This is a genomic window from Acinetobacter sp. ANC 4470 (genome assembly GCF_002135335.1).
Lineage (GTDB): Bacteria > Pseudomonadota > Gammaproteobacteria > Pseudomonadales > Moraxellaceae > Acinetobacter.
Map to the genome: position 1 here is coordinate 216,464 of NZ_NEGC01000001.1, position 24,523 is coordinate 240,986.

At 39.6% G+C, this 24,523-nt stretch carries 12 protein-coding genes, 1 tRNA gene and 2 pseudogenes; 5 read left to right on the forward strand and 10 right to left on the reverse strand.

Annotated elements, in window-relative coordinates; translation table 11 throughout:
* Positions 1-2: 2 nt before the first annotated feature.
* Entirely contained in the window at positions 3-5,870 is a 5,868-nt protein-coding gene (locus B9T25_RS01040; protein WP_086186646.1) for a YDG domain-containing protein, read from the reverse strand.
* A 602-nt stretch (positions 5,871-6,472) separates the two neighbouring features.
* Here B9T25_RS01040 and B9T25_RS01045 point away from each other — a divergent pair.
* Positions 6,473-9,181 carry a M66 family metalloprotease gene (locus tag B9T25_RS01045; protein WP_086186647.1) on the forward strand — a complete coding sequence of 903 codons (2,709 nt, stop codon included), beginning with the start codon at positions 6,473-6,475 and terminating at the stop codon, positions 9,179-9,181.
* Positions 9,182-9,220: 39 nt separating this feature from the next.
* Here the strand turns inward: B9T25_RS01045 and B9T25_RS01050 are convergent.
* From B9T25_RS01050 to greB, 3 genes and pseudogenes are all read right to left on the reverse strand, one after another.
* Positions 9,221-10,022 (reverse strand): annotated as a pseudogene (locus B9T25_RS01050) (tyrosine-type recombinase/integrase); the annotation flags it as partial.
* Between the two features lie 167 nt (positions 10,023-10,189).
* A tRNA-Ser gene (locus tag B9T25_RS01055) sits at positions 10,190-10,279 on the reverse strand.
* Between the two features lie 90 nt (positions 10,280-10,369).
* A complete protein-coding gene (gene greB, locus B9T25_RS01060; protein ID WP_086186648.1) occupies positions 10,370-10,864 on the reverse strand; it encodes a transcription elongation factor GreB in 495 nt (164 codons plus the stop codon).
* Positions 10,865-11,229: 365 nt separating this feature from the next.
* On the opposite strand from greB, the gene B9T25_RS01065 reads away from it, so the two are divergent.
* On the forward strand, positions 11,230-12,342 hold the full coding sequence (locus B9T25_RS01065; protein WP_086186649.1) for a transglycosylase SLT domain-containing protein: 1,113 nt from the start codon (positions 11,230-11,232) through the stop codon (positions 12,340-12,342).
* A 63-nt stretch (positions 12,343-12,405) separates the two neighbouring features.
* Here the strand turns inward: B9T25_RS01065 and B9T25_RS01070 are convergent, their stop codons facing one another.
* Positions 12,406-12,789 (reverse strand): SCP2 sterol-binding domain-containing protein, encoded by a 384-nt coding sequence (locus B9T25_RS01070; protein ID WP_086186650.1) that lies wholly within the window; start codon positions 12,787-12,789, stop codon positions 12,406-12,408.
* Between the two features lie 216 nt (positions 12,790-13,005).
* Positions 13,006-13,926, reverse strand: a complete 921-nt coding sequence (ttcA, locus tag B9T25_RS01075; RefSeq protein WP_086186651.1) for a tRNA 2-thiocytidine(32) synthetase TtcA — start codon at positions 13,924-13,926, stop codon at positions 13,006-13,008.
* A 496-nt stretch (positions 13,927-14,422) separates the two neighbouring features.
* Between ttcA and B9T25_RS01080 the strand changes: the two genes are divergently transcribed.
* Entirely contained in the window at positions 14,423-15,271 is an 849-nt protein-coding gene (locus tag B9T25_RS01080) for a lytic transglycosylase domain-containing protein (protein ID WP_086186652.1), read from the forward strand.
* 140 nt (positions 15,272-15,411) lie between these two features.
* Complete coding sequence (gene htpX / locus B9T25_RS01085) at positions 15,412-16,317, forward strand: protease HtpX (protein WP_086186653.1); 906 nt, start codon at positions 15,412-15,414, stop codon at positions 16,315-16,317.
* Between the two features lie 49 nt (positions 16,318-16,366).
* Here the strand turns inward: htpX and B9T25_RS01090 are convergent, their stop codons facing one another.
* The 3 genes from B9T25_RS01090 to B9T25_RS01100 form a co-directional block, all read right to left on the reverse strand.
* The gene (locus B9T25_RS01090) at positions 16,367-16,720 is read right to left on the reverse strand and encodes a hypothetical protein (protein ID WP_086186654.1); all 354 of its coding nucleotides are present in this window, start codon (positions 16,718-16,720) and stop codon (positions 16,367-16,369) included.
* 19 nt (positions 16,721-16,739) lie between these two features.
* The gene (locus B9T25_RS01095) at positions 16,740-17,327 is read right to left on the reverse strand and encodes a DUF4112 domain-containing protein (RefSeq protein WP_086186655.1); all 588 of its coding nucleotides are present in this window, start codon (positions 17,325-17,327) and stop codon (positions 16,740-16,742) included.
* 198 nt (positions 17,328-17,525) lie between these two features.
* Entirely contained in the window at positions 17,526-20,621 is a 3,096-nt protein-coding gene (locus B9T25_RS01100; protein WP_086186656.1) for a multidrug efflux RND transporter permease subunit, read from the reverse strand.
* Between the two features lie 272 nt (positions 20,622-20,893).
* On the opposite strand from B9T25_RS01100, the pseudogene B9T25_RS01105 reads away from it, so the two are divergent.
* Positions 20,894-22,027, forward strand: a pseudogene (locus tag B9T25_RS01105) (glycerophosphodiester phosphodiesterase).
* Between the two features lie 333 nt (positions 22,028-22,360).
* Here B9T25_RS01105 and B9T25_RS01110 read toward each other — a convergent pair.
* Positions 22,361-23,962, reverse strand: coding sequence for an isocitrate lyase (locus B9T25_RS01110; protein ID WP_086186657.1), 1,602 nt, complete (start codon positions 23,960-23,962; stop codon positions 22,361-22,363).
* Positions 23,963-24,523: the final 561 nt, after the last annotated feature.

A 24,523-nucleotide genomic window follows, 5' to 3' on the forward strand; every position in this document is an offset into this window, starting at 1 on the left:
GATTAGAAGTTCCCTGCGAATGTGTGAATACCGTCCATATTGATGCCATCTCCTATGATTTCGATATTGATGTCATCTGAACGTTTTGGCTTGTCTTTTTTAGGTGAAAAATGAATCGCACGTTGGTAGTTATCATCCAACAAAGCTTGCCAAATTGAACCGTTCGGTTGGTTGGGTTGTTCAGGAATACTCGGTACTGTTGGTGGTTCAGGCGTAACAGGGGGTATTATCAGCGGTGTTTGGATTTTGAGCATTCCTGCCGTGAACATCAATTCATAGTTTTGATCTTCACCACTGACAGTATTGCTATACGTCCCTTCTGCTGTAGCACTGGCACCTGTTGCCGTCACGCCTGTTAAGACAGAAGTTGTTTCGCCATTCACCAAACCTTCAACAGTAAAACCATCGACATGCTGTTGTTGACCATTAAAGGTCGTGGTTAAGCTGTTACCGATGACCTGTGCTTTGGCTTTGGCAACATTGGCTTTAGCGCTACTGTTGGTGTTGACCTGATAGTTACCTGCATCGGTTCCACTCAAGCTACCTAAAACCGTAACATCTTTGCCTTGTCCTGCATTCTTATCGGTAAATTGTCCTTGAGCAGTTAAATCAACCACATCACCCGTAATCACACCACTCAAGCTACCATTGACCGTGGCATTTAAACTACCGTCATAGACTTTGTCTTGCGCGGTAATGCTACCTGTAATGTCTTTCTTGCTGATGTTGGCAGTCACTGATCCATTCGTGGTCAATTCATAGTTGCCTGCATCTGTACCAATTAAGCTACTTGATGCATTCACCACTTTGCCTTGACCTGCATTCTTATCCAAGAACTGACCTGTGCCACCGACTGTAACGTTATCGCCTACAATCACATCATTTGGATTTAAGGTGCCTTGTACGACTGCGCTAGTCGTGCCGTCATAGACTTTGTCTTGGGCGGTTAAAGTCCCTTGCAGTTGTTTCTTGCTAATATTGGCTTGGGTGCTGCTATTGGTGTTGACTTGATAGTTGCCTGCATCGGTTCCACTCAAGCTACCTGAGACATTTACTTCCTTGCCGACACCTGTATTTTTATCGCTAAAGCTACCTGTGCCATTTAACACCAACTGATCACCTAAAATAATCTCGTCTGAGTTTAGGCTGCCGTTGAGCGTGGCATTGGTATTACCGTCATAGACTTTATCTTGCGCAGTAATGCTACCTGTAATGTCTTTCTTGCTAATCGTTGCTTTCGTAGTCGTGTTGCTGCTCACGCTATAGTTACCTGCATCAGCACCGCTTAAATTGCCCGATACCGTAACATCTTTGCCTTGTCCTGCATTCTTATCGGTAAATTGTCCTTGAGCAGTTAAATCAACCACATCACCCGTAATCACACCACTCAAGCTACCATTGACCGTAGCATTTAAACTGCCGTCATAGACTTTGTCTTGCGCGGTAATACTACCTGTAATTTGTTTCTTGGCAATATCAAGTGAACCATTTTCATAGACGATATTATAGTTACCAGTTGATTCCCCACCAGTCACAGTATTGACATAGCTGCCTGCATTTTCACCACTTGCACCCGAAGCTGTTGCACTACTAAAGATCGTTGCTTGATTCTTCGCATCATTACCCTTTAAGCCTGAAATGGTAAATCCAGCGACATTTTGAACCTGACCATTATAAACGGTTGTTGCACTATTGCCTTTCACCGTTGCAGTGGCTTTGTTAATGGTATAAGTCCCTTTAACAAAAGTAATATCGTAGTTTTTATCGCCTTTAGTCTTATCATTATATGCTGCCAAATGGTCTTGCGTCCCTGCATTGGTACGATTGGCAACAGCATTGACTGCCAAGACAGATTGATCTTCACCCTCAACCAAACCATCCACACGGAAACTATCAACTCTCTGGTTAAACCCGTTATAGTCTCGAACCTCATCGGTTGCATAGACCGTGGCTTTTTTCTTATTAATGGTAAATTGACCATCAACATAGGCAATATCATAATTTTTGGTGGTGATATTTTCACCTGCAACCGTATTGACATAATTGCCTGCGTCTTTACCCGATGCCCCCGATGCCGTGATATTCCCTAATAAGGATTCACTTTCACCATTAACCAATCCACCGACGGTATAGCCCGAATTATTCATCGATTGCTGTTGACCGTTATAGATTTTGTCATTTTCACTCGAACCTGTGACCGTGACTTTGGCTTTATTAATGGTTAAGGTGCCTTCATTGCCTATAAAGTCATAACCATTTTGGTTATCACTATAGTAAGTGGCTTTGTATTTACCTGCATCAGTACCATTGGTTTGACCATTGGCAGTGTATTTACTGCTGTCTAAGCCCCACACTTCAGCAAAATTTTGTTCTTTACCTGTATACGTTGTGGTTTTATCAGTCACGGATAAATCGGCAGTGGTCAGGAAACTACGCAATAAAGGCGCACTTAAGCCATCATAAATACGCCATGCCGTATCTTTACCACCGAGTTTGCTATCGGCATCGAGGAACGTAAATTTAGAGGCATCTTTCATGTCTGCATTGTTTAACGCAAAGCTTGCATCACTGCCTGCACTATTATTTTGTCCCGTAGTGTCTTTATTCCAATGTCCCTTGCTAACGGTTGCATTACTATTGTTGCCGACTAAACCGCCAACTGAACTATTACCTGTAACGCGACCTGTGGCATAGGCGTTTTGAATGCTGGCTTGAGCGGTATTGCTGCCGACCAAACCTGCCACATTGGTTTCACCTGTGACCGCACCTGTGGCATACGTATCTTTAATGGTTGCGTTTTGGTTCATTCCCACCAAACCACCGACATCGTTTTTACCTGTCACTTGGCTGGTTGAATAAGCGCTCTCGACTTTTGAACCGTCTTGCTGTTGCCCAATCAGACCACCTGTGGCATTGCCTGTACCTGTTACCGTTCCTGTACTATACACGCTATACAACTGCGAATTTTGCGCACTGGTTCCAACCAAAGCACCAACCTGATTTTTACCTGTAATGTTGCTGTTGACCAACCCAAGGTTTTTAATACTGGCATTTTGAATATAGCCAAACAACCCGACGTTATCGACTTGGTCACGGTAAATATACAAATTTGAAACGGTATGACCTAAGCCATCCAACTTTCCTGTAAAGGCATTGTTATTGTCACCCAATGGGTTGAAGCCCATGCCATTAGCATCGCCCCATGTTTTGGAATTAGTGGCATCAATGTTATTGCCGAGTAAATAATTCCCTGCAAGGTTTTTATTTACACTTTGTAACTGGTTAATATCTTGAATAACGCTGTAATAACCACCCGCTTGATCTTGTTTATTAACGACTTGGTTCGCCCCAATTTGATCTTTCAAATACGGCGTGGTTTGACCATCGGCATTACCCCAAATTTTATCGAAGTCAAAACCGATAAATTTATCCGCACTAAACATTTCATCGCTGGTCAAGCCATTACTATCGGCGCTACCTGCACTGGTGCTTTGCCCAGTTTTATTTTTGTCCCAATAGCTGTTGGTGACTGTGCCTTGCACATTATTGCCCAGTAAACCACCGACCGCAGTCGTACCTGTGACTTTGCCTAAAGCATAAGTATTTTCAATACTTGCAGCAAGGTTTTCACCAACTAAACCACCTACACGATCACTACCTGTGACCGCACCTGTGGCATAAGCATTTTTAATTTGCGCATCATAGTGGTTATTACCGACCAAACCACCGACATTTTTCGTCCCTGTGACTGTACCTGTGGCATAGGCATTTTTGACCGTAGCACCGTGGTTATTGTCTCCGACCAAACCACCAACAACTTCGCTACCGTCAACATTGCCTGAAGCATAGACATTTTCGAGGCTTCCACCATCGTTACCACCGACTAAACCACCCACATAAGTCGAGTTTTGCTCACCGTGCACATTGCCTGTGGCATAGGCATTTTTGATGATACCACCATCAAAGTTCCCCCCCACCAGACCACCAACCGTGCCATAACCTGTGACTGTACCCGTATTAAATACATTTTCGATCAGGCTGTGATTCGTGCTTTGTCCAACCAAGCCGCCAACAAAACTGTCCCCAACAACTGAACCGCCAATTAAGCCAATATTACGAACAATCGCCCCATCAATATGTCCAAACAACCCAACATCATAACTATTTGGACGGTTGATGGTGATATTGCTGACGGTATGCCCTAAGCCATCAAAACGCCCAGTAAAGTAATCAAATTCATTGCCAAGTGGGTTAAAGCCTTTTTCATCGCCCGTACCCCAATCTTTGGTTTCCGTTGCATCGAGATCCGTCCCAAGGACGAAATTGCCTGACAGCTCATTATTGACATCTTGTAAGGCATCTAAATTGGTAATGACGTTATAATCTATACGCTTGCTGGCATCGCTGCCTTTTTGGGTACTAAAATTTTGCCCCGCCTGTAGATTAATCTTTGCGCCATTTTTAAGGTGATAATTGGCATCTTGACTGTCATTTTGTCCATACAGCAACGCAACTTTACCATCTTGGTGCTGTGCAGTGATATTGGCATTAATATTAATATCGTTATGCGCTTTTAGGGTGAGCGTGGTGTCTTTGTTCCACGTCACCGCAGCATTGACATGAATATCACCTTTTTCTGCGCCTGCGGCTTGAGTTTCTAAAATCACCGAGGTGCTATTTAAATTCGTTCCTAATGTGGTTGCGCCAATGCCACTGCCTGTTTGCGCTGCCGAACCTGCACTAATGGTAAAATCGGTCGGGTCAATTAACCATGTCCCTGTTTTACCCCCATCCGATAAGGTCGAAACTTGGGTCGTTTCAGCTACTTTTACTTGTGCTGCACTGGTTTCAATAAAACCACCATTTTGACCATTTTTACCTTCGGCTTTGAGCACACCACTCACATTGGTGGTGCCATGTTGCATATCTGCCAGTAAAATGATTTCGCCTTTGCCATCTTGGCTTAAACGATTGGCTTCAATAATACCGCTATGATTAACCACCGCTTTGCTTAAACTATCTTTGGCTTTGGCTGTTAAATATACTGCACCATTATTGGCTAAAATTGCGCCACTGTTATCAATTAAACCCTGTAACGTGCCAATTTCCACTTGGTATTCAGTCAATTGACCATCTTGTAAACGCAAGGTCACTTGATCGGCTGCGGTTAAATGTACCATGCCATTCTGCGCCTGAATTTCGCCTGTATTGATGACAGTCGGTGCAATAAAGGCCACCACACCACCATTGGCAATCACCGAACCATGGTTTTCAACTTTACCAGCAGCGCCCTGATTTTTCAGAGTAAAATTACCACTCATAATATCACCATCGGTGACATTTAAAGTCGACGCCACGATCCCCCCGACGTTGACTTGTGCGGTTTTAGAGAAAATCACCCCATTCGGGTTGAGTAAAAACACCTGACCATTGGCGTTGAGTTTACCCATAATCTGGCTGGCATTACTATCTTGCACACGGTTGACTGCAATCGAAGATGAATTCGGTTGATAAAAATTAACCGTGGCATTTTGCCCAATATTAAAACTATCCCACTGAATGCCAACATTTTGGCTATTTTGCTGCACATTTAAGGTATTATTATTTTGCGTAACTTGTGCTGAACCAGCCGTCACTGTGCCATTGGTCGGCAGTTGCACATCATGCACTCCCGCCCAAATCGAAATCGGCAGTAACGCCAAACTCAATAAAGATAAACGGGCAAAATGCAACACACTTTGAGCGACTTGTTTGATTTGCCCCGTTACCGTTGCACTTTGAGCACTTTTACCATGGCTTTTAGCCAACTCTGAAGTTACTTGCCAGCAACCAAGGTTTTTATTCCACACCGTTTTATATACTTTATTCATCTCTACGCCACCCTAAAATTAAATATTAACGCTGAGTTTTTCGTTTTCATTTCATTCATCATTATAAAAACGAAGACACAAAAAATTAAAAATGTGATGCAAGTATTATTTATAATAAAAACAGTAATAGAAATCAAAATAAATCAAATTAAAATACAACTGTCTTAAAAAAAATAAAATACCAGACCCATAAAAACATGCACCAAGATACAATATTTATCTTTATTTTAAAACCACACCATATAATAAATAGCTAACTCACCCCATAATTGATCACTTATCAAACTAAGGAGAAGTATTTAATTTTTTATTTTAATTATAATTAAGTTATTTAAAATAAAAATAATGAAAAACAAGATATTAAGTAAAATATGAATAACCAACTAAGATAAACAAAATAACTCTTTATAATGACAAAAAATGTCACTTAATAACAATAAGAAGCTCAGAACAAGCCAATAATTGTCATTTTTAAATTAGATTAAAAGTCTTAAAATAAATTCACTCATTCATATTTAATATATACCCATATAATAAATTTAAGATATTATCTTATAAACAGCATCTCAATTTAATACATTGCAAATCAGGTCAATTTTAATATGAAAATTGTGACTAAATTCCCAATACACACATTAACCATATGTGTTTTATCAGCCTTAGTTGCTGCGTGCGGGGAAAACACCCCAGAAACAGCTCCTACTAATAATGCTGATTCAAGAGAAACGCTAAGCCTTGCATCCATGCGTATGCGCATGCAAGGAGCTTATCCTGAACCGACCAAGGATATTCCCAACGAAGCCAGCTTAGGTTTTTACGACACTGACAAAAATAGTAATGCCCGCACGGTGCGTAATGACTTAACGGGTAATTTTGCCGCCATGATTCAATTTGCACAGGATCATACCGTTGACCCAAGTGGCAATGAAGCCAAGCAAATGCCGCGTTTAACCAGCGAAAAAGATGGTTTGTTACTGGTCACGCCCACCCCAGAAATGGGTGACATTGAGCAACTCAATGCTGAAATTTATTTAAATAGTCGCCTGATTCGTCGTGTAGCATTACAAGAGCCATCGCAAATTCCTGCCTCTGACCAAACCAATTCAGACAATCGTCCACGGGTACAATATTCAAAACGCGCATGGACTGCCGCCCTCAATTGGGATGAAGTCAAACCAGGTTTAAATATTCGTATTGTTGATCCTGCATCACGTCAAAATGGTCGTCTGGCTGCCACCGCAATTGATTTTGCGCCACCAGCTGAATTACTCGTACAAAGTATTCGTTTAGGTATGCTGACAGCGCCACGTAAGTCCAACGGACACTACATGCTGAATGAACCTGAAAAAGCGGGAACAGATTACCTACAAACCATTCCCGCTGCGCGAATGATTGTGAGTCAATATGACGATATGCAACTCAATAAAGTCATGGTCGCAAGCGGTGTGATTTATGATGATAAGAGTGCGACCACAGGTGATGTTTATAGCGGAGATATGCGAGAAAATACTGCTAAATCAACCTTTAGTACAGGGATCAATCTTGCCAACTGGGGTGTGACCAGTGCAGGTATGGCAAGCCAACAACAACCGCAATTAACGCAAAGTGTGGTCATTCACCATGCATGGGGTAAGTATCAAAATGGTGATGCCAATCACGGTTTAAGTGGCGGTAATGGTATTTTAACCCTCATTGATTCGTCTGGAAACGAATTTAGCCATGAAATTGGGCATCACTTTGGGCTTGGGCACTATCCTGGCACAGTAGATGGCAACTACTTTTGGGCAGTACATCACCATGACAGTGGTTGGGGATATATGGCATACCGTAACCGTATGCGTGGAAACCTGCTTTGGAATGTCAGCGATATGAGCAACCGTGCAAATGGCACGCCTACTTTCCAAGATAAATATGTTTACGCACCTGATGCAATGTCTGGTGGTGCTTTTTCAAGTTCGCTTTCACGATTTACTCATTACACAGGTCATAGTGCCAAAAATAACATCCAACCTGCCTTTAACCGTGCGGTATGGGACGCGGCTTCAGCCACAGGTTATAAACAGTGGAATGCGGTCACACGCCAAATGGAAGTTATTCAACCCAAAGTCCCTAATTCAAATAACGTTTGGTACAACCGTACCGATGGTAACTACCTAAAACCAACCCAATTTGGGGTACCCGTTTTTACCATTTTAGGTGGTTATGACCCTGTCAACAATGTGGGCTTATTGTACCCTGCGGCGCGTGGCAACTGGGGTAATGTCTTTACCCTACCTCAGGCGCAAACCAGTTTGGCTAATGCAAGCTGTTGGATTAACGTCAAATATGTAAACAAAGCAGAGGAAAATATTGCCCTTGCACCAAGCCGTATGGGAAGTAATGCCAATAAACTGCATATCAATATCGCCCAAAGCGATGCACCACGCAGTGTCGATTTATACTGTAAAAAAGCCAATGAACAAGCAGTTAAACTCTCATCGATTGAAATCCCAACCTATGCCACAGCACTCCCTGCTGCGGTAGTGATTGGTAAGCAACAAGGATTTAAAGCACTACGTCAAGTTGAATTACCACAATTGGAACAAGCTTTACTTAGCAATCAAGGCAAAGCCATTGCTAACCTATCACCAAATGCCAAAGTACTCTACGACTCTTACACAGGCTATAAATCTGAGTTATCCAATGCCGCACAAACCGAGTTACAACGCTATAGCGAGCAACAAACCAAGTTGTATCGTCTAAACCGCTGGGTAAATGCCTACCGTACTGACCTAGCTGCTACCAATCCTACTACTGTTTCAGCATTTAAAGCTTTTACAGAGCAATTGGACTTGCAAAATGATCAACCTCTCGCCAATGTTACTCAATTACGTTTACCTTCAAAAGGTAATGCTTGCTTAAAAGCGGGTCAACTCAGCGAGGGTAAATTTGAAGTCTATGCGAGTGGTGTCAATGGTTGTAACGTTGCTGCTTCAGAATGGATTTATGACGCAATGGGCAAAGTACATAACCGCCAATACATTAATCAATGTCTAACCAGCTCAATGACACTGACAGCATGTAGCAATGATGATGCTGGACAAACATGGAGTATCAATTCAACCACCCAAGCCATTCATCAAGGGACCCAGTGTCTTGATTTAAGCGGTGGTTTTACCCCAAGTGTCGATGGTCGCTCAACGATTATTCGTTACAACTGTACAGGTAGTATCAATCAACAATGGACTCTACCAACTCAAAACCAAAGTTTTGTTTTAGCGGCAGCACAAGCACAAAACTTAGTGCTGATGATTAACAGCCTACAACCTTAAATCGATATGATCTATAGAAACGGCAGATAATATCTGCCGTTGTTCTTCTGGATAGTAGTAAGACTTTTTAAGCTTACCAATTTCTCCGAGGCGTTGAAAGGTCAAGACTGAGAGCTTTAATGCAACTTGTGTGGTCATCAAACAGTGTGCGTGTAATTTAGAATAGTTCCAGATTTTATTCAGTATGGGTGCTAGATCTTGTTCTTCGATCACTGCTGCCCCCCTTGTGGATTGGATAATTCTATATCTACAATTGGGTGATTTTGTATCAGTTTATTTTTCGCACTAATTTAAAAATTTGATTTAAATCTAACTTTAAGCGTTTGGCGACAGATAATGTCTGATGGTCAATAATACGCTGAAATGCTTTACTTCTAATACTTCTACAATAAGTTGTGGGAAGCTCATATCGCCTATATAAGGATAAGGGCATCATAATTTAAACGACGAAGGGTTTCTTCGTCCTGCTTGCCTTCCAACTCGCATTTTTAAGTCACTCCGCACTCACCACACGAAAAGTATGCTCTGCTTCTTTTTGTTTTTTGATTGTTGGTTTCTAAACCTACTGTTACTGGATCAATTCCCTGCTTGATTAACTTTTTATAATCGTCACGAACTGTACGCGTCTCTTCCAAAGTAACCTCTGGATATAGACCTAGTGATAGATCATTACCTTTTGCAAAATAAGGTCGTGTATAGTTAAATATCCAGTATTTGCTACCATTGGACTCTATGCGCAGGCAAAAATTTCCACCATCAGGAAGCTTATACATTTTATCAGGATTCGCTTTTGCTTTTTAACCTGTAAAGCAATCAGTTTATTGATTCCACGTGCAGTCATAGCATATAAACAAAAAATGCAGTAAGAGATAATCTTACTGCATTTTTTAATACTTTATAACCGCTCATTGACGTACTGTGTCATAGCTTGCTATACCGCTCGTTTCTAACTTTAACCTTACAAGTCAATTGCTTATATAGTGTTAAACAGTGTCAAAAACTTCAATATGGCGGAAGCGGTGAGATTCGAACTCACGGAGGGAGTAAACCCTCGTCGGTTTTCAAGACCGGTGCATTAAACCGCTCTGCCACGCTTCCAATGGCGGCTATAATATAAATAAAATCCAATCTTAGCAAATACTTTTGTACGTTTTCACAACCGAATGCTTAAAATTAAACCAAAATAAATTAATTTACTAAATTTTCAGGTTTTTCATAACGAATTTCATTGATATACCACAGTTTCTTGCCTAATGGTGTCACCACCTCAACCTCATCATCGGCTTGTTTTCCAAGTAAAGCTTGTGCCATAGGCGAATCAATTGAAATATGTTGCGGATGATGATCATAAATTTCATCTACTCCGACAATACGCACCGTAATTTGTTCACCTTGATCATTCTCAATCTCGACCCAAGCCCCAAAATAGACTTTCCCTTCTTGCTCTGGAGAAAAATCAATTATTTTAAACTCTTCTAAACGCTTACCTAAGTAACGAACCCGACGATCAATCTTACGTAAAATCTGTTTATTATATTGATAATCTGCATTTTCACTACGGTCACCTAAACTCGCGGCCCAATTTACTTTCTGGGTAATTTCTGGTCGCTCTGTATGCCACAAATGTTGTAATTCAGCGACTAATTTGTCATGCCCAGCACGTGTAATTAAGTTAGATTTCATAGTGATTTTAGGTTTTAAACTTACAATTTAATGACAATAATGCGCTATTTTATCAACTTTTCAAACAGAGTTAAAATTTATAAAATTAATTATTAAATTAAATTAATTACTTACACCGTATTCTTTAAAATAAATTAGTACAAAATTTGACAAGTGTGTTTTTCAGCCTTATTATGCGCCCATGCTTTTAAATTGATCACTTTTTAATCTATGTAGAGATTCTACATTATTCTCCTTTTAATCCAATGTCATTTTTGAATGACGTCATGACTGCCCGACCCTTATTGAATTTATCAAACTTGAAAAAGTCTGAGGCATGTTTGTCTTTACTTTTTAGGGCATAAATTACTTGTAGCGGAGACAACATGCACAGTAGTTCAACTTCTGGAGCGAGGCTTAGCCTTAACTCTTTAACTTCTTCTTTTTCCTTAAAAATTCTTGCATTTAGTACACTGTTAATGCCATTTCACAGTATTAATGCAAGTAAATCGTACCAATACGATTCTGTAGTAAACGACAAGCAATTAACCGTTGTTTCAGTCGAAAACTCGACCACAGTCTTTAAAGATGGTTCACACCTACATGGTTTTGGTTATGACTTAGCACGTAATTATGCAAATAGTCTAAATGTTAAACTTATATTTAAAACTGTTCCAGATAATGCCACAGCACTAAAGTGGATATCACAAGGTAAAGCAAACTTTGCCATGACCACTGCCAATGTAAGTACGATTGAGAAAAAGCAATTAACTTCATTTTCGGCAACCTGTGGTGATTTAAGTAGCCTGCAACAAAATGGCTTAAATACCAACCTAAATTGGGTATTTAAGCATGCTGATGATCCACTCACCCAAACCGCAAGTGGTTTTGTGTGTAAAGGAAAACAATCGGGTTCAATTCGTCAACTTGCGTCATTCTACAATCAAAATGTGGTTAAAGAAGGATCATGGGGCACTATTCAGCGCGATTTGAATCAACGTATGCCTATTTATAAAGCCAGCTTTAAAAATACGGCCGCAAAATATGATTTAGATTGGCATCTATTAGCAGCGATTGGCTATCAAGAATCCTACTTAAAACCGAATTCAGTTTCAGCTACGGGTGTTCGCGGTTTAATGATGCTAACCAACAGCACTGCCAAAGCCATGGGTGTGAGTAATCGAACTGACCCTACCCAAAGTATTGAAGGTGGCGCGAAATATTACGACCAAATGTTAAGCCGATATAAACATATCCCTTATCCTGATCGTAATTGGTATGCACTTGTTGCTTATAATATGGGACCTGGTGCAGTCAATCAGATTCAAAATCGAATTAAAGCACAAGGTAAAAATCCCAATAACTGGGTTAATTTATACAGTTATTTAGATAACAACAAAGCCAGTAATGGTCGTTATCGACAAGCTGTTCAATATGTGACTCGTATCCGTGCCTATTTGGAACATATTAAATCGACACCGCAGTTAGTCAATATCTAGTCTGTGTACTGTAGACAAAAAAAAAGCTTAGCTAGATTGCTAAGCTTTTTTTGTTAAAAATACTTAAGCGGTTTGCTCAAGCACTTTTTTAAATAAATCTTTTTGTTCTTGGCTTGGCTTAGCAGTTTGTAAAGCCATCAATTGCGACATATCACCTTGAACTTTAATTTTACCGGTCATAAATGCTTGCATTGCTGCAGCCATATCAAACTCTAGGAACACTTTGCGAAGTGTTTCACCATCCATATTCAACGTCGTTTTCGCACTTGAAGATAGACCTTTTTTGATTGCACCACCATCCAGAGACAATTCAGTATTGCCTTCTGAATCTGCAACCACCAAGTTAATTGCTAAATTTGCAAGTGTAGGGGGCAAGTTTAAGTCACCAGCTTGAGCAGTTAAAGTCTCTACTGTTGAAAACCAATCATCAGTTAAAAAAGCAGGCATGATATTTCCTCAATTTATTTGTTCATATGTGTCGCCTATCCAGACAACATCTTTGTGAAGCTATTGTGCTTGACGCTTGTTATAGCATGTAAAATTATTTTCTGCTTAAAGTTTTTTGCACTGAACGTTCAATTTTAATACTTTTAATACTTTTATTAAATAAATCAAATACATGAAATAAACACCAATCCTAAAATTGGTGTTTTAAAAGAACACTTATTCTACCGCGAAACCTAAATCAACCATATTGATGCGTTTATTTTGTACTTCATCTTCAGTTGAACAACTGCCTGTGAAATCAATTTCACGTTGCTCATCTAAAGCTTCGAAATCAAATAACTCACGATCAGCCAATTGTGAAGGTGATACGTTCTGCATCGCACCAAAAATACTATGTAAGCGCTTCGGATATTGTGCATCCCATTCACGCAGCATATTATTAATCATCGCACGCTGTAAATTTTCCTGCGACCCACATAAGTTACATGGAATAATTGGGAACTGTCGCATTTCTGCATACTTGATAATGTCTTTTTCTTCCACATAAGCCAGTGGACGGATCAAAATATTCTTCTTGTCAGATGACAAAAGTTTTGGTGGCATCGCTTTTAAGCTACCGCCATGAAACAAATTCAAAAAGAAGGTTGCCATAATATCATCACGATGATGACCTAAAGCGACTTTAGTTGCCCCAATTTCCTGCGCAAAACCATATAAAGAACCACGGCGTAATCGTGAACACACTGCACAATACGTTTTACCTTCAGGTGTTAACTTTTTGGTAATGCTGTAGGTGTCTTTTTCCAAAATATAATACGGAATGTTATTTTCTTCTAAATAACGTGGTAATACATCTTCAGGAAAACCGGGTTGCTTTTGATCCAGATTAACCGCGACAACATCAAAGTTTATTGGTGCAATACGTTTAAACTGCAACATGATGTCTAGCAAGGTATAACTGTCTTTACCACCAGAAATACATACCATTACCTTGTCACCTTCTTCGAGCATTTTAAAATCACGAATGGCATGACCGACTTGACGGCGAAGCTTTTTCAACAAACGGTAATATGCCGAACTTGTAGGCAGTTCTGGTTTGAAATTAAATCCTTGTTCGGACTCAACTGGCGAGTACATAGACGAGATAAACCATAAATAAAAATACCGCGCGATTTTATCCGATTCAGCTGCATATCGCACCAAAAGAATTTATTTTCTGAAAATTAAAGATTGCTGTCATTTTCAAGTAATGGACTACATGCTATTTTGACCTTTTGAGTTCATTTTTTACTCAGAACGCTTACTGTTTGTACTTTTCCACAGTTGTCCACAAAACCTGTGGATAACTTTGTGGATTTCAAAAGGCTTGACAAGGTCTCAGACCTATTATTTAAGGCTTCCATTTAAATTGATCATTTTTTGATCTATTTTATTTTTAAATAAAATCAATCGCTTAACAGTGTCAAGTTATCCTGATTAAAAAAAAATTAAATATTTTTTGATTACTATATCTACAACCAGCACTTGCTTTTTACAAACTTCATGAGAAATAAACCCAGAAATACTTTCTATCCTATTTTTTTTTGTTAAACTCTTCTTTAACTGTTTGAGGCAGATTTTTTCTACATTAAAAATGAAAAATAACATTGTAAATATTGGGCTTTATATTTTGGGGTGTGTAACAGTTAGTTTTGTTACAGCGACGAGTTACGCGGGTCAAACCATTTATCAATTAAAAGATTCCAATGGCACAACTTTACTGACCAACAAACAAAGTCGATATAGTCATTTAAAAGTTGAAAAAAAGACCTATTATCCTGACAGCAATATGCATAGTTATAGCAATTGGGGAAGTTCTGAAGCTTCCGTTTTGCCAAGCTATAATCGCAATAAAAATGCTTTCGACCATATTATTAAGCAAGCGGCATCACAACACCGTATTTCTGAAGGCTTAATTAAAGCCGTCATGCATACTGAATCTGGATTTAATGTCAATGCTCGCTCCCCTGTGGGTGCGCAAGGTCTAATGCAACTTATGCCTGCCACAGCACGACGTTTTAATGTTTCCAATGCTTTTGATCCTCAACAAAACATTATGGCTGGTGCAAAATATTTAGCATGGTTAACCAAACGTTTTAATGGCAATACGTCATTGGTTTTAGCTGGCTACAATGCAGGTGAAGGTAATGTCGCAAAATATGGTGGTATTCCTCCATTTAAAGAAACCCAAGATTATGTAAGACGAGTCAGTAGTCGTTTCAGCAACTTATACTCAAATGGTGTAGGTCTGAGCTCAAATCGTGATAATCATCCAGATAATGCTAAAATTATTGCGCAATCGACGCCAAATGAACCTTCTCCTTCTCATAGTGAACAACGTCAAATTATAATGGCAGCCAATGGCAGTTTTACTGATGCCCCAATGCGCTCATACGCCACCGCTCATGCGACAGCTTCTGCGAAAATATTAATTGCTGATTAAAAAAATCAGCTTATAAATTTCATCATTCAATAGAATGAACCATTTTTCCCTTGAATTTTTTAGGCTTACACCTCATATTTACTGAAATGATTTTTGATTCATAAATCAGATTACTTTTTTATTATAAGAGGATTATCTCAATGATGCGGATTGGTTTGTTCTTGCTTACCAACCTCGCGGTACTGGTAGTAGCTGGCATTATTTTGTCACTCTTCGGTGTCGGTAGTTACCATGGCGCAGGCGGCTTAAATCTGGGCAACCTGATGGTCATCTGTTTAGTCTTTGGTATGGTTGGTTCACTCATTTCTCTATTCATGTCTAAATGGATGGCAAAAAAAACCACGGGTACTGAACTGATTGACCCGAATGCACCTCGTAACCAAGCGGAAGCATGGTTATTACAAGAAGTTGCGCAATTGGCTCAACGTTCTGGTATTAAAATGCCAGAAGTGGGTGTTTTCCCTTCTTATCAATCAAATGCTTTCGCCACAGGTTGGAACAAGAACGATGCTTTAGTTGCCGTTTCAACGGGTTTGCTCGAACGTATGAACAAAGATGAGCTTCGTGCTGTACTTGCGCATGAAATTGGTCACGTTGCCAATGGTGATATGGTCACACTTGCGCTTATACAAGGCGTAGTCAATGCCTTCGTAATGTTCTTTGCTCGTGTTGTGGGTGACTTTATTGACCGTAATGTATTTGGTCGTGAAGATGGCGAAGCACCAGGATTAGCTTACTTTGGTATTACCATCGTATTAGATATTGTGTTTGGTATACTTGCCTCTTCTATTGTGATGTGGTTCTCACGTCACCGTGAATATCGTGCCGACGAAGCTGGTGCACGTTTGGCCGGTAAACAAGCCATGATCTCTGCATTATTACGCTTACAATCTGAATCAGAACTTCCTGATCAAATGCCAAAAGAAATGAAAGCGTTCGCAATTACGGAAGGCAAAGAACAAGGTTTTAGCTTAGCAGCTTTGTTCCAAACCCACCCAACGATTGAGCAACGTGTAGCTGCATTACAACAGTTAAATTGTCCATAATATTTCTTCATTCAATTGATCGAAAAAAGCCTCCTACATGGAGGCTTTTTTAATTGTGCTGAATACAGCGTAATAAACTACCATTAATATCAATTATACAAAAAAGTTCAATTTCCTTTAACTGCTGCATTTCGGTGATACGTGCATTGGGAAATACTGACCAATCTAAATTACGCCAAGCTTGATCCAAAACCGATAAATCTTGCACACGAATACATGCACTATGCCAAGACGTTTTCGGGTCTAATTCTGGATGGTGAAAAAACTCTAGTTTCAAGTTCTCTTTCTCTAGAATCATCCATACCTCTGATTGATAAAGACACTGAAACCCCAACATGGCATAAAAATTTCGTGTTGTCTCAAAATCAATCGCAGGTAAATTTGCAGCAATATAATCCATCATTTTTTATCCATAGCATAAGCTAAACATTTAGACCTTGAAACCAGTACCATAGCCAGCTCAGTCCAAACCACATCGCAATCAGTATGAGGACGAGAACGATTGCTCCTAAAAGGTCTGGAATATGCAGCCAAATCCAAGCGACTAAGGGGTTGCGCCAAAATGCTGACGTCTGCTGTTTACGCTCTAAGCTTTCATGTAAAAAAGGATGCAGTACATGTGCATCACTCTGAATCTGATATTCCTCTCGAATGTGCTCATGCACAACGGTTAAGGCTCTTCGGCTTGGGCGTATAAAAATATCAAAAATAGTCCCAATCACAGGAATAAAACCAATGACTGCATCCATCAGGGCCAATTTCATCACTGAATTTAATTTGCTCTGGGGCACGCCAATTTGTTTGGCTTTATAAATGGCATAACACGTCAGTGCAAACCCTGCAACATCACCAGCCACAGGAATGGTACTTAACGCGGCATCTGCCCCGACCCCTTGTTTGGTAAATGGAATACGCACCACCGAATCCATCATATTGGCAAACTTGGCTAAATCTCGTTCTAAGCGCACCACTTCTTGTTGGCTGAGTTTTTTTTGTTGTTGCTCTGGCATAGCCTAAATTCCAAGAAAATCATTGATCTAAATAGTTGAGATTACACCATATATTAACATTAGAATTTGTATTGATATGATAAATTTATAGCCCAACTCCAATCAGCAACGCTAAATGTCTGGTCATGAAATAGCTTGAACCTATTTCAAACAAACGCCTAATGTAGTCTTGCTGATGTTGTGGCGTACAGGACTCTTTTATCGTTGAGTTTTGACTTTAAACAGTGTTCGTATCAACACATACATAAATGGAATAAAAATCAGCACCAAAATGGTTGCAAAAATAACCCCGCCTAACACACTGATGCCAATTTCTTGACGACTCACAGCCCCCGCACCAAAAGCAAAGACCAATGGAATCACTCCTGCACCGAATGCCAATGAGGTCATAAGAATAGGACGTAAGCGCAGACTCGCACCTTCCAACGCAGCTTCAATTGCATTTTTACCTTGCTGTTGCGCTAAGGATGCAAACTCAACAATTAAAATGGCATTTTTACAGGACAAGCCAATAGTGGTCAGTAAAGCAATTTGGAAATAAATATCATTGGGAAATCCGACAAAATAGCTCAATAAGATGTTGCCACCAATCCCGAGCGGAATCGCACTCATGACTGCGCTAGGAATAGACCAACTTTCATAAAGCGCAGCTAAGCATAGAAAAATAAAGCCAATCGACACTAGATATAACAGCAGTGATTGGTTACTTGATTTTTGCTCTTCAAAAGATAAACCGCTCCATGCCACATCAATACCAGCTTGCTGTTCAACCAGTTGAGTGACGTCTTGCATCGCAACTCCTGAGCTGACATTCTTAGCGGTATCTGCTTCCATTTGCAAGGCGGTATAACCCATATAGCGATTGACCACTTCAGGACCACCACTCCAAGTCACATTGGCAAAATGACTAAAGGAAACCATTTGATTCAAATCATTTCGCACAAACCAATATTGCAAATCTTCTGGCTTAGAACGGAATTCTGCATCGCCTTGCATCATGACTCGCTTAATCCGACCACGGTCAATAAAATCATTGATATAGCTGCCGCCCCATGCACTGGACAATGTGCTATTAATAGCAGCTTGTGATAGCCCATTTGCCATAGCCAGTTTCTGATCGACATTGACCTTGAGTTCCGCTTTATCTGGATTGGAACGCTTATCTAAGTTTTCAAAAGTAGAATATTTTTTTGCTTGTTGCTGTAATTGCTTAAATTCGCTCTCTAGATATTGACGACCTTGACCATTCACATCACGAATCCAAAAATCCAGTCCATCAGTTTGGCCTAAACCACTGACAGAAGATGGCAAACTCACACTAATTTGTGCATTCGGATGGTTTTTAAAATATTTTAAAGCACGCTCACGGATGGCTTGCGCTGAATTTTTTTGTCCAGAACGCTCATCCCAATGGTTCAATGCAATAAAGCCCTGCCCCAAATTTTGCCCTGTTCCAGAAAAATTACGCCCATAGCGAATCATCACCAAATTGACATTCTCTTTTTCATGTTCTAAAAAATATTGTCGAATCTGTTCACCAATATCTCGACTTTTTGACATGGGCGCACCATCGACCAGTTTAAACTGCACATTTAAAATACCCTGATCTTCACTAGGAATAAAACTGGTCGGTAACGCACGATAGAACAATGCAAAAACTATGATTAATGCAAAAAAAACAACGAGGGAAATCGCTTTGTGTTGAATCGTCAGCTTAGATAATTTTAAATAAAGCTGCTTTAAACCTTCTAATTTTTGATTAAACCACAGTGCCCATTTTGCAGGTTGTGGATTAGGTTTTAAAATCAGTGCACATAAAGCGGGAGTTAAAATCAGTGCTACAGCTAAAGATAAAGCCATTGCAGCCACTAAAGTAATTGAAAATTGGCGATAAATCACGCCAGTCGAGCCACTAAAAAATGCCATCGGGATAAATACAGCCGTCAGCACCAAAGTAATCCCAATCAATGCACCGCTAATTTCTTGCATCGACTCAATGGATGCTTGTTTTGCCGTTAAATTTTTCTCGTGCATCAAGCGTTCAACATTTTCAACCACCACAATCGCATCATCAACCAACAGCCCTATCGCCAAAACCAAGGCGAACAGAGTTAAAGTATTGATACTCATGCCCAGCACAGATAACACCGCCATCGTCCCCAAAATCACTACAGGCACAGTAATGGCTGGAATGAGTGTCGCACGCCAATTTTGTAGAAAAATAAACATCACTACAATAACCAACAAGATGGCTTCAAATAAGGTTTTGACCACTTCCTTAATCGACTCTTGTACAAATGGCGTATTATCCCTTGGATAAACCAGCTGATAACCGTCGGGCAATTCTGCTGTAAGATGATCAACTTCGGCCTTAATTAAAGCTGAAGTGGCTAAAGCATTTGCACCAGAGGCTAAGGAAACCCCCATTCCCGCAGAGGGAAAACCATTAATGGTATTAAACGACTGATAATTTTCCGCACCTAATTCGATGCGTGCAACATCTTTTAAATAGATAAAACTGCCGTCTCTAGTCGATTTAACAATGATATTTTCAAACTCAGATACACTTTTTAAGCGTGAGCCTGAAGTCACTTTGGCATTTAAATATTGATCCTTTAATGTTGGTAAACCACCAATTGCTCCAGCTGCTACTTGGGTATTCTGTGCTTCGACTGCTGCACGAATATCACTTGGCATTAAGTTATATTGTTTTAATTTTAAAGGATTTAACCAAATACGCATGGCATATTGTGAGCCAAAGACATCAACCTCACCAATGCCTTCAATACGGGCTAAATCTTGCTCCAGATGCGTCATCATATAATCGGACAATTCAATATTGTCACTTTTTCCCGAGGCATCGTACAAGCCAATCACCATATGGGTATCGCCCAGTGACTTAAATACATTGACACCTTGGCGCTGTACATCTTCAGGTAAACGATTCAGTACGCCATTAATTGCATTTTGAACTTGAACTTGTGCGGTATCTGGATCTGTACCATTTTCAAAGCTTATACTAATTCGACTACTACCAGATGAGTCACTGCTCGAACTAAAATACAGCAAATCATCAATGCCTTTAATTTGCTGTTCTAAAACTTGGGTGACACTTTCTTCAACTGTTTCAGCCGACGCACCTGTATAGGTTGCACTTACAGTAATGCGTGGTGGTGCAATATCAGGATAGCGTTCTATGGGTAAACTCAACACTGCGAAAAGCCCCAAAGCCATCACAATGATGGCCAATACACCAGCAAAAATAGGTCGTTGAATAAAAAATTTCGACAGCATATGACTTGATCGCAGTATAAAAGGTGAGATTGCTAAACATTCAAAAATTATTTTCTAATTTAGCGAATTTATGTTGATATTCAGTGACTAAAAGTTAAAACACAATAACATTTAACAGAAAAACAATTTTTACCATAAAATAAGGAGAAATCATGAAGATGATTTTTTAAACCCATCATTATTTCTTGTAATTCTTTATCATTTGTCATATTCCTGAACCAATTTCCTTAGACACTATATCCCGATAAATAACAACGACACGGGAAAAATAGATGTTTAAAAAAATTGCTTTACCACTACTCATCCTCAATCTGGTTGCGTGTAATAATGATAGTGACCCAGTTCATGTCACGACTCCACCCGTAGCTAATCAACCTGAGATTTTAATCATTGGTCATCGAGGTGCCAGTGCTTTACGCCCAGAACATACTTTAGCAGCGTATCAAAAAGCCATTGATGATGGTGCCGATTTTATTGAACCTGATTTAGTCCCAACCCGGGACGGATATTTAGTAGCACGTCATGAAAATGAAATTGCTGGTACAACTAATGTAAGCGAATTACCTCAATTTGCTGATCGTAAAACCACGAAAGTTATTGATGGCGTTCCCCTTACTTGATGGTTTACAGAAGACTTTACTTTAAGCGAACTTAATCAACTTAAAGCCCGTGAACGTATTTCACAAATACGCCCAAATAACCTCCAATATAATGATTTATATAATATTCCAACTTTAGAACAAATTATTGAATTAACGGATAATCATTATAAAAAAACTGGAAAAATTATAGGCTTATACATAGAAACTAAGCATCCAACTTACTTCCAACTTCAAAATTTAGCGCTAGAAAATCCATTACTCGCAACATTAGCAAAAAATAAGTATAGTCGTGAAATTGCTCCTGTTTATCTACAATCTTTTGAAATCAGTAATTTAAAAGAAATACGTAAACAACTAGACCAACTAAAATCAATTAAAAATGTTAAAATTATTCAGCTTTATGCTGGAAAAACAGCCCAACCTGCCGATGCGACTGAACAAAAATTAAAAATAACCTATGGTGATATGGCTACCGCGATAGGTTTAAAAGAAGTTGCAGAATATGCAGATGGTGTGGGTCCTAGTAAAACCTATATTTTACCCAATACTCAACCTGCGACAGCAACCTCATTTGTAAGAGATGCCCATACAGCAGGATTGAAAGTACATCCATATACTTTACGTCCTGAAAATGAATTTTTACCTAATTATCTTGATTGCAGTAACAACTCAGCTGAGCGTTGTGAAACAGGTGCTATTCAAGAGTATGAGCTGTTCTTTAAAGCTGGGGTAGATGGCATCTTTACCGATGATCCTGGGCTTGGTCGTAAAGCACTTACACGATATACAGCTTCATTGAAATAATGATATTTCTTTTTAGTGTTTTACGCTTTTAAATAACTTAACTTTAAAAAGGTACATCGTACCTTTCTTCTTTCAAAGAATAGTCTAAAAGCATGGAAATATCCATGTTTCACAATTTATAAAATGCCAAAGATATGGGTAGTGCCGCACAATTCATATCTTTAAGTATTATTTTTATCAGGTGGCTGCTGATTTCAATCTCTTAACCATTGAAATTAATTATATAAATGTAAACCTTTAAGCTCCCTTAATCTTTATATCTTGGTCTTATTGCAATTAAAAGCCATAAAAAAACCCTGCTTTCGCAGGGTTTTTCTGAATCAGTTTGGAGGATTAACCACCGAATTGGTTCATTGTATTTTTAGAGTCATCACCAGCTTTCAATGCATTGTCACCAGCGAAGATTTCTTTGTGATCATCACCGATGTCAGAACCAGCCATTGCTTGGTGTTTAACACATGCGATCGTACCGCGGATTTCTTTACGTTGGACGCCAGCAACATAAGCAAGCATACCTTGATCGCCGAAGTAACCTTTAGCAAGCTCATGTGTAGAAAGAGCAGCTGTATGGTAAGTCGGAAGTGTGATCAAATGATGGAACACACCCGCTTCACGAGCAGCATCAGCTTGGAATGTACGAACTTTTTCGTCAGCATCAGCAGCCAATTCAGTCGCATCGTATTCTTCGCTCATTAACTTAGCGCGGTCATATGCAGAAACGTCTTTACCTTCTGCAACAAAACGATCATAAGACTGTTGACGGAAATTAAGCGTCCAGTTGAATGATGGGCTGTTGTTATAAACAAGCTTCGCATTTGGAACTGATTCACGTACACGGTTCACCATGTGAGCGATTTCGTCTACGTTTGGAGTCGCAGTTTCGATCCAAAGTAAGTCTGCACCATTTTCAAGGCTAGATACACAGTCAAGTACAACACGGTCAATTTGAGTATCAGCACGGAACTGGTACAAACCAGAAGCTAAACGCTTAGGACGGTGTAATTTACCATTACGTTTGATCAAGATTTCGTCTTCTTGCGCATCTGCAATATCAATTTCAGACGTTTCTAGGAAACTGATGTATTGAGAAGCGATGTCACCTGGCTCTTTAACCACTGGGATTTTTTGAGTCAAGTCAGCGCCTTCAGAGTCTGTACGCGCAACGATGATACCGTCATCAACACCCATTTCTAAGAATGCATAACGAAGTGCATGGATCTTAGCGATAAAGTCTTCATGTGGAACAGTTACTTTACCAGCTTGGTGACCACATTGTTTCGCATCAGATACTTGGTTTTCGATTTGTAGTGCACATGCACCCGCTTCGATCATTTTCTTCGCAAGTAAATAAGTTGCTTCGTCATTACCAAAACCAGCATCGATGTCTGCAATAATTGGCACAACGTGAGTTTGGAAACCGTCGATTTGAGCAGTAATTTCAGCGGCTTTCGCTGTATCGCCCGCTGCTGTTGCTTTTTTAAGCGCACGGAACAAATCGTTTAATTCTTTTGCATCAGCTTGACGAAGGAAAGTGTAGATTTCTTCAATTAAAGCAGGTACAGAGGTTTTTTCGTGCATAGATTGGTCAGGCAATGGACCGAATTCTGAACGAAGTGCAGCAACCATCCAACCAGAAAGGTAGATGTAACGCTTGTCAGTTGTACCGAAGTATTTTTTGTTCGCAATCATTTTTTGTTGCGCGATGAAACCGTGCCAGCAACCCAAAGATTGAGTGTATTTGCTAGAGTCAGCATCATACTCAGCCATATCACGACGCATAATCGCAGCGGTATATTTAGCAATGTCTAAACCAGTTTTGAATTGGTTTTGCATTTGCATACGCGCAGCATCTTCTGGGCTAATGTCACGCCATGTGCTACCGAATTTTGCTTTTAATTCACGGATTGCATCTACTGCTGTTTGATATTGAGTCATGATATTTCCTGTAATAATATTAGGATTTCATCAGTTGAAGGACTAAATCTTCTCACTATTTATTTGTTCAGATTTAGAGCACTTCGTTGTTATGGGCACAGCTTAGAGCGAGTCAAAAAATTAATCCAATATCCTGTGTTAATTTTCAGTATTTATTTAAAAAATATGTAGATCAAAGTCGTATTATGATTATCTTAAAAAACCATAAGTATATATTTTTAAAACATTTATTAAAAACAGAAATACACTACAATTGTATAGTGAATCATCAGTTCATTTTCTTTATCACTATTAGACTTAAGTCTCACCTTATGATGCCATGTCTTATCTTAGCTCTAGCCAAGCTTATTTTTGTGCTTAATTCGCTGTTCCAAACAATCTGTACGACGAAATACAAGCATAGCTTTTGCTTACTCATATACAGCTCTTCCCTCAAATAAGATCCATGCTGTTATAGATGAAAATGAAGTAAATAAAGTCTAAACGATGTCTGTGATTTGCTGAATTCATTTATCCTCAAAACTCGCTTTATATTTACATCGTTATGCTGTTTTTTTCTGC

Coding starts and splice junctions, on each gene's coding strand:
- B9T25_RS01090 (WP_086186654.1), bottom strand. CDS start 16,720: ATGATGGATTATATTGCTGCAAATTTACCTGCGATTGATTTTGAGACA.
- B9T25_RS01080 (WP_086186652.1), top strand. CDS start 14,423: ATGAAAAATAACATTGTAAATATTGGGCTTTATATTTTGGGGTGTGTA.
- B9T25_RS01045 (WP_086186647.1), top strand. CDS start 6,473: ATGAAAATTGTGACTAAATTCCCAATACACACATTAACCATATGTGTT.
- B9T25_RS01065 (WP_086186649.1), top strand. CDS start 11,230: ATGCACAGTAGTTCAACTTCTGGAGCGAGGCTTAGCCTTAACTCTTTA.
- ttcA (WP_086186651.1), bottom strand. CDS start 13,926: ATGTACTCGCCAGTTGAGTCCGAACAAGGATTTAATTTCAAACCAGAA.
- greB (WP_086186648.1), bottom strand. CDS start 10,864: ATGAAATCTAACTTAATTACACGTGCTGGGCATGACAAATTAGTCGCT.
- B9T25_RS01040 (WP_086186646.1), bottom strand. CDS start 5,870: ATGAATAAAGTATATAAAACGGTGTGGAATAAAAACCTTGGTTGCTGG.
- B9T25_RS01070 (WP_086186650.1), bottom strand. CDS start 12,789: ATGCCTGCTTTTTTAACTGATGATTGGTTTTCAACAGTAGAGACTTTA.
- B9T25_RS01110 (WP_086186657.1), bottom strand. CDS start 23,962: ATGACTCAATATCAAACAGCAGTAGATGCAATCCGTGAATTAAAAGCA.
- htpX (WP_086186653.1), top strand. CDS start 15,412: ATGATGCGGATTGGTTTGTTCTTGCTTACCAACCTCGCGGTACTGGTA.
- B9T25_RS01100 (WP_086186656.1), bottom strand. CDS start 20,621: ATGCTGTCGAAATTTTTTATTCAACGACCTATTTTTGCTGGTGTATTG.
- B9T25_RS01095 (WP_086186655.1), bottom strand. CDS start 17,327: ATGCCAGAGCAACAACAAAAAAAACTCAGCCAACAAGAAGTGGTGCGC.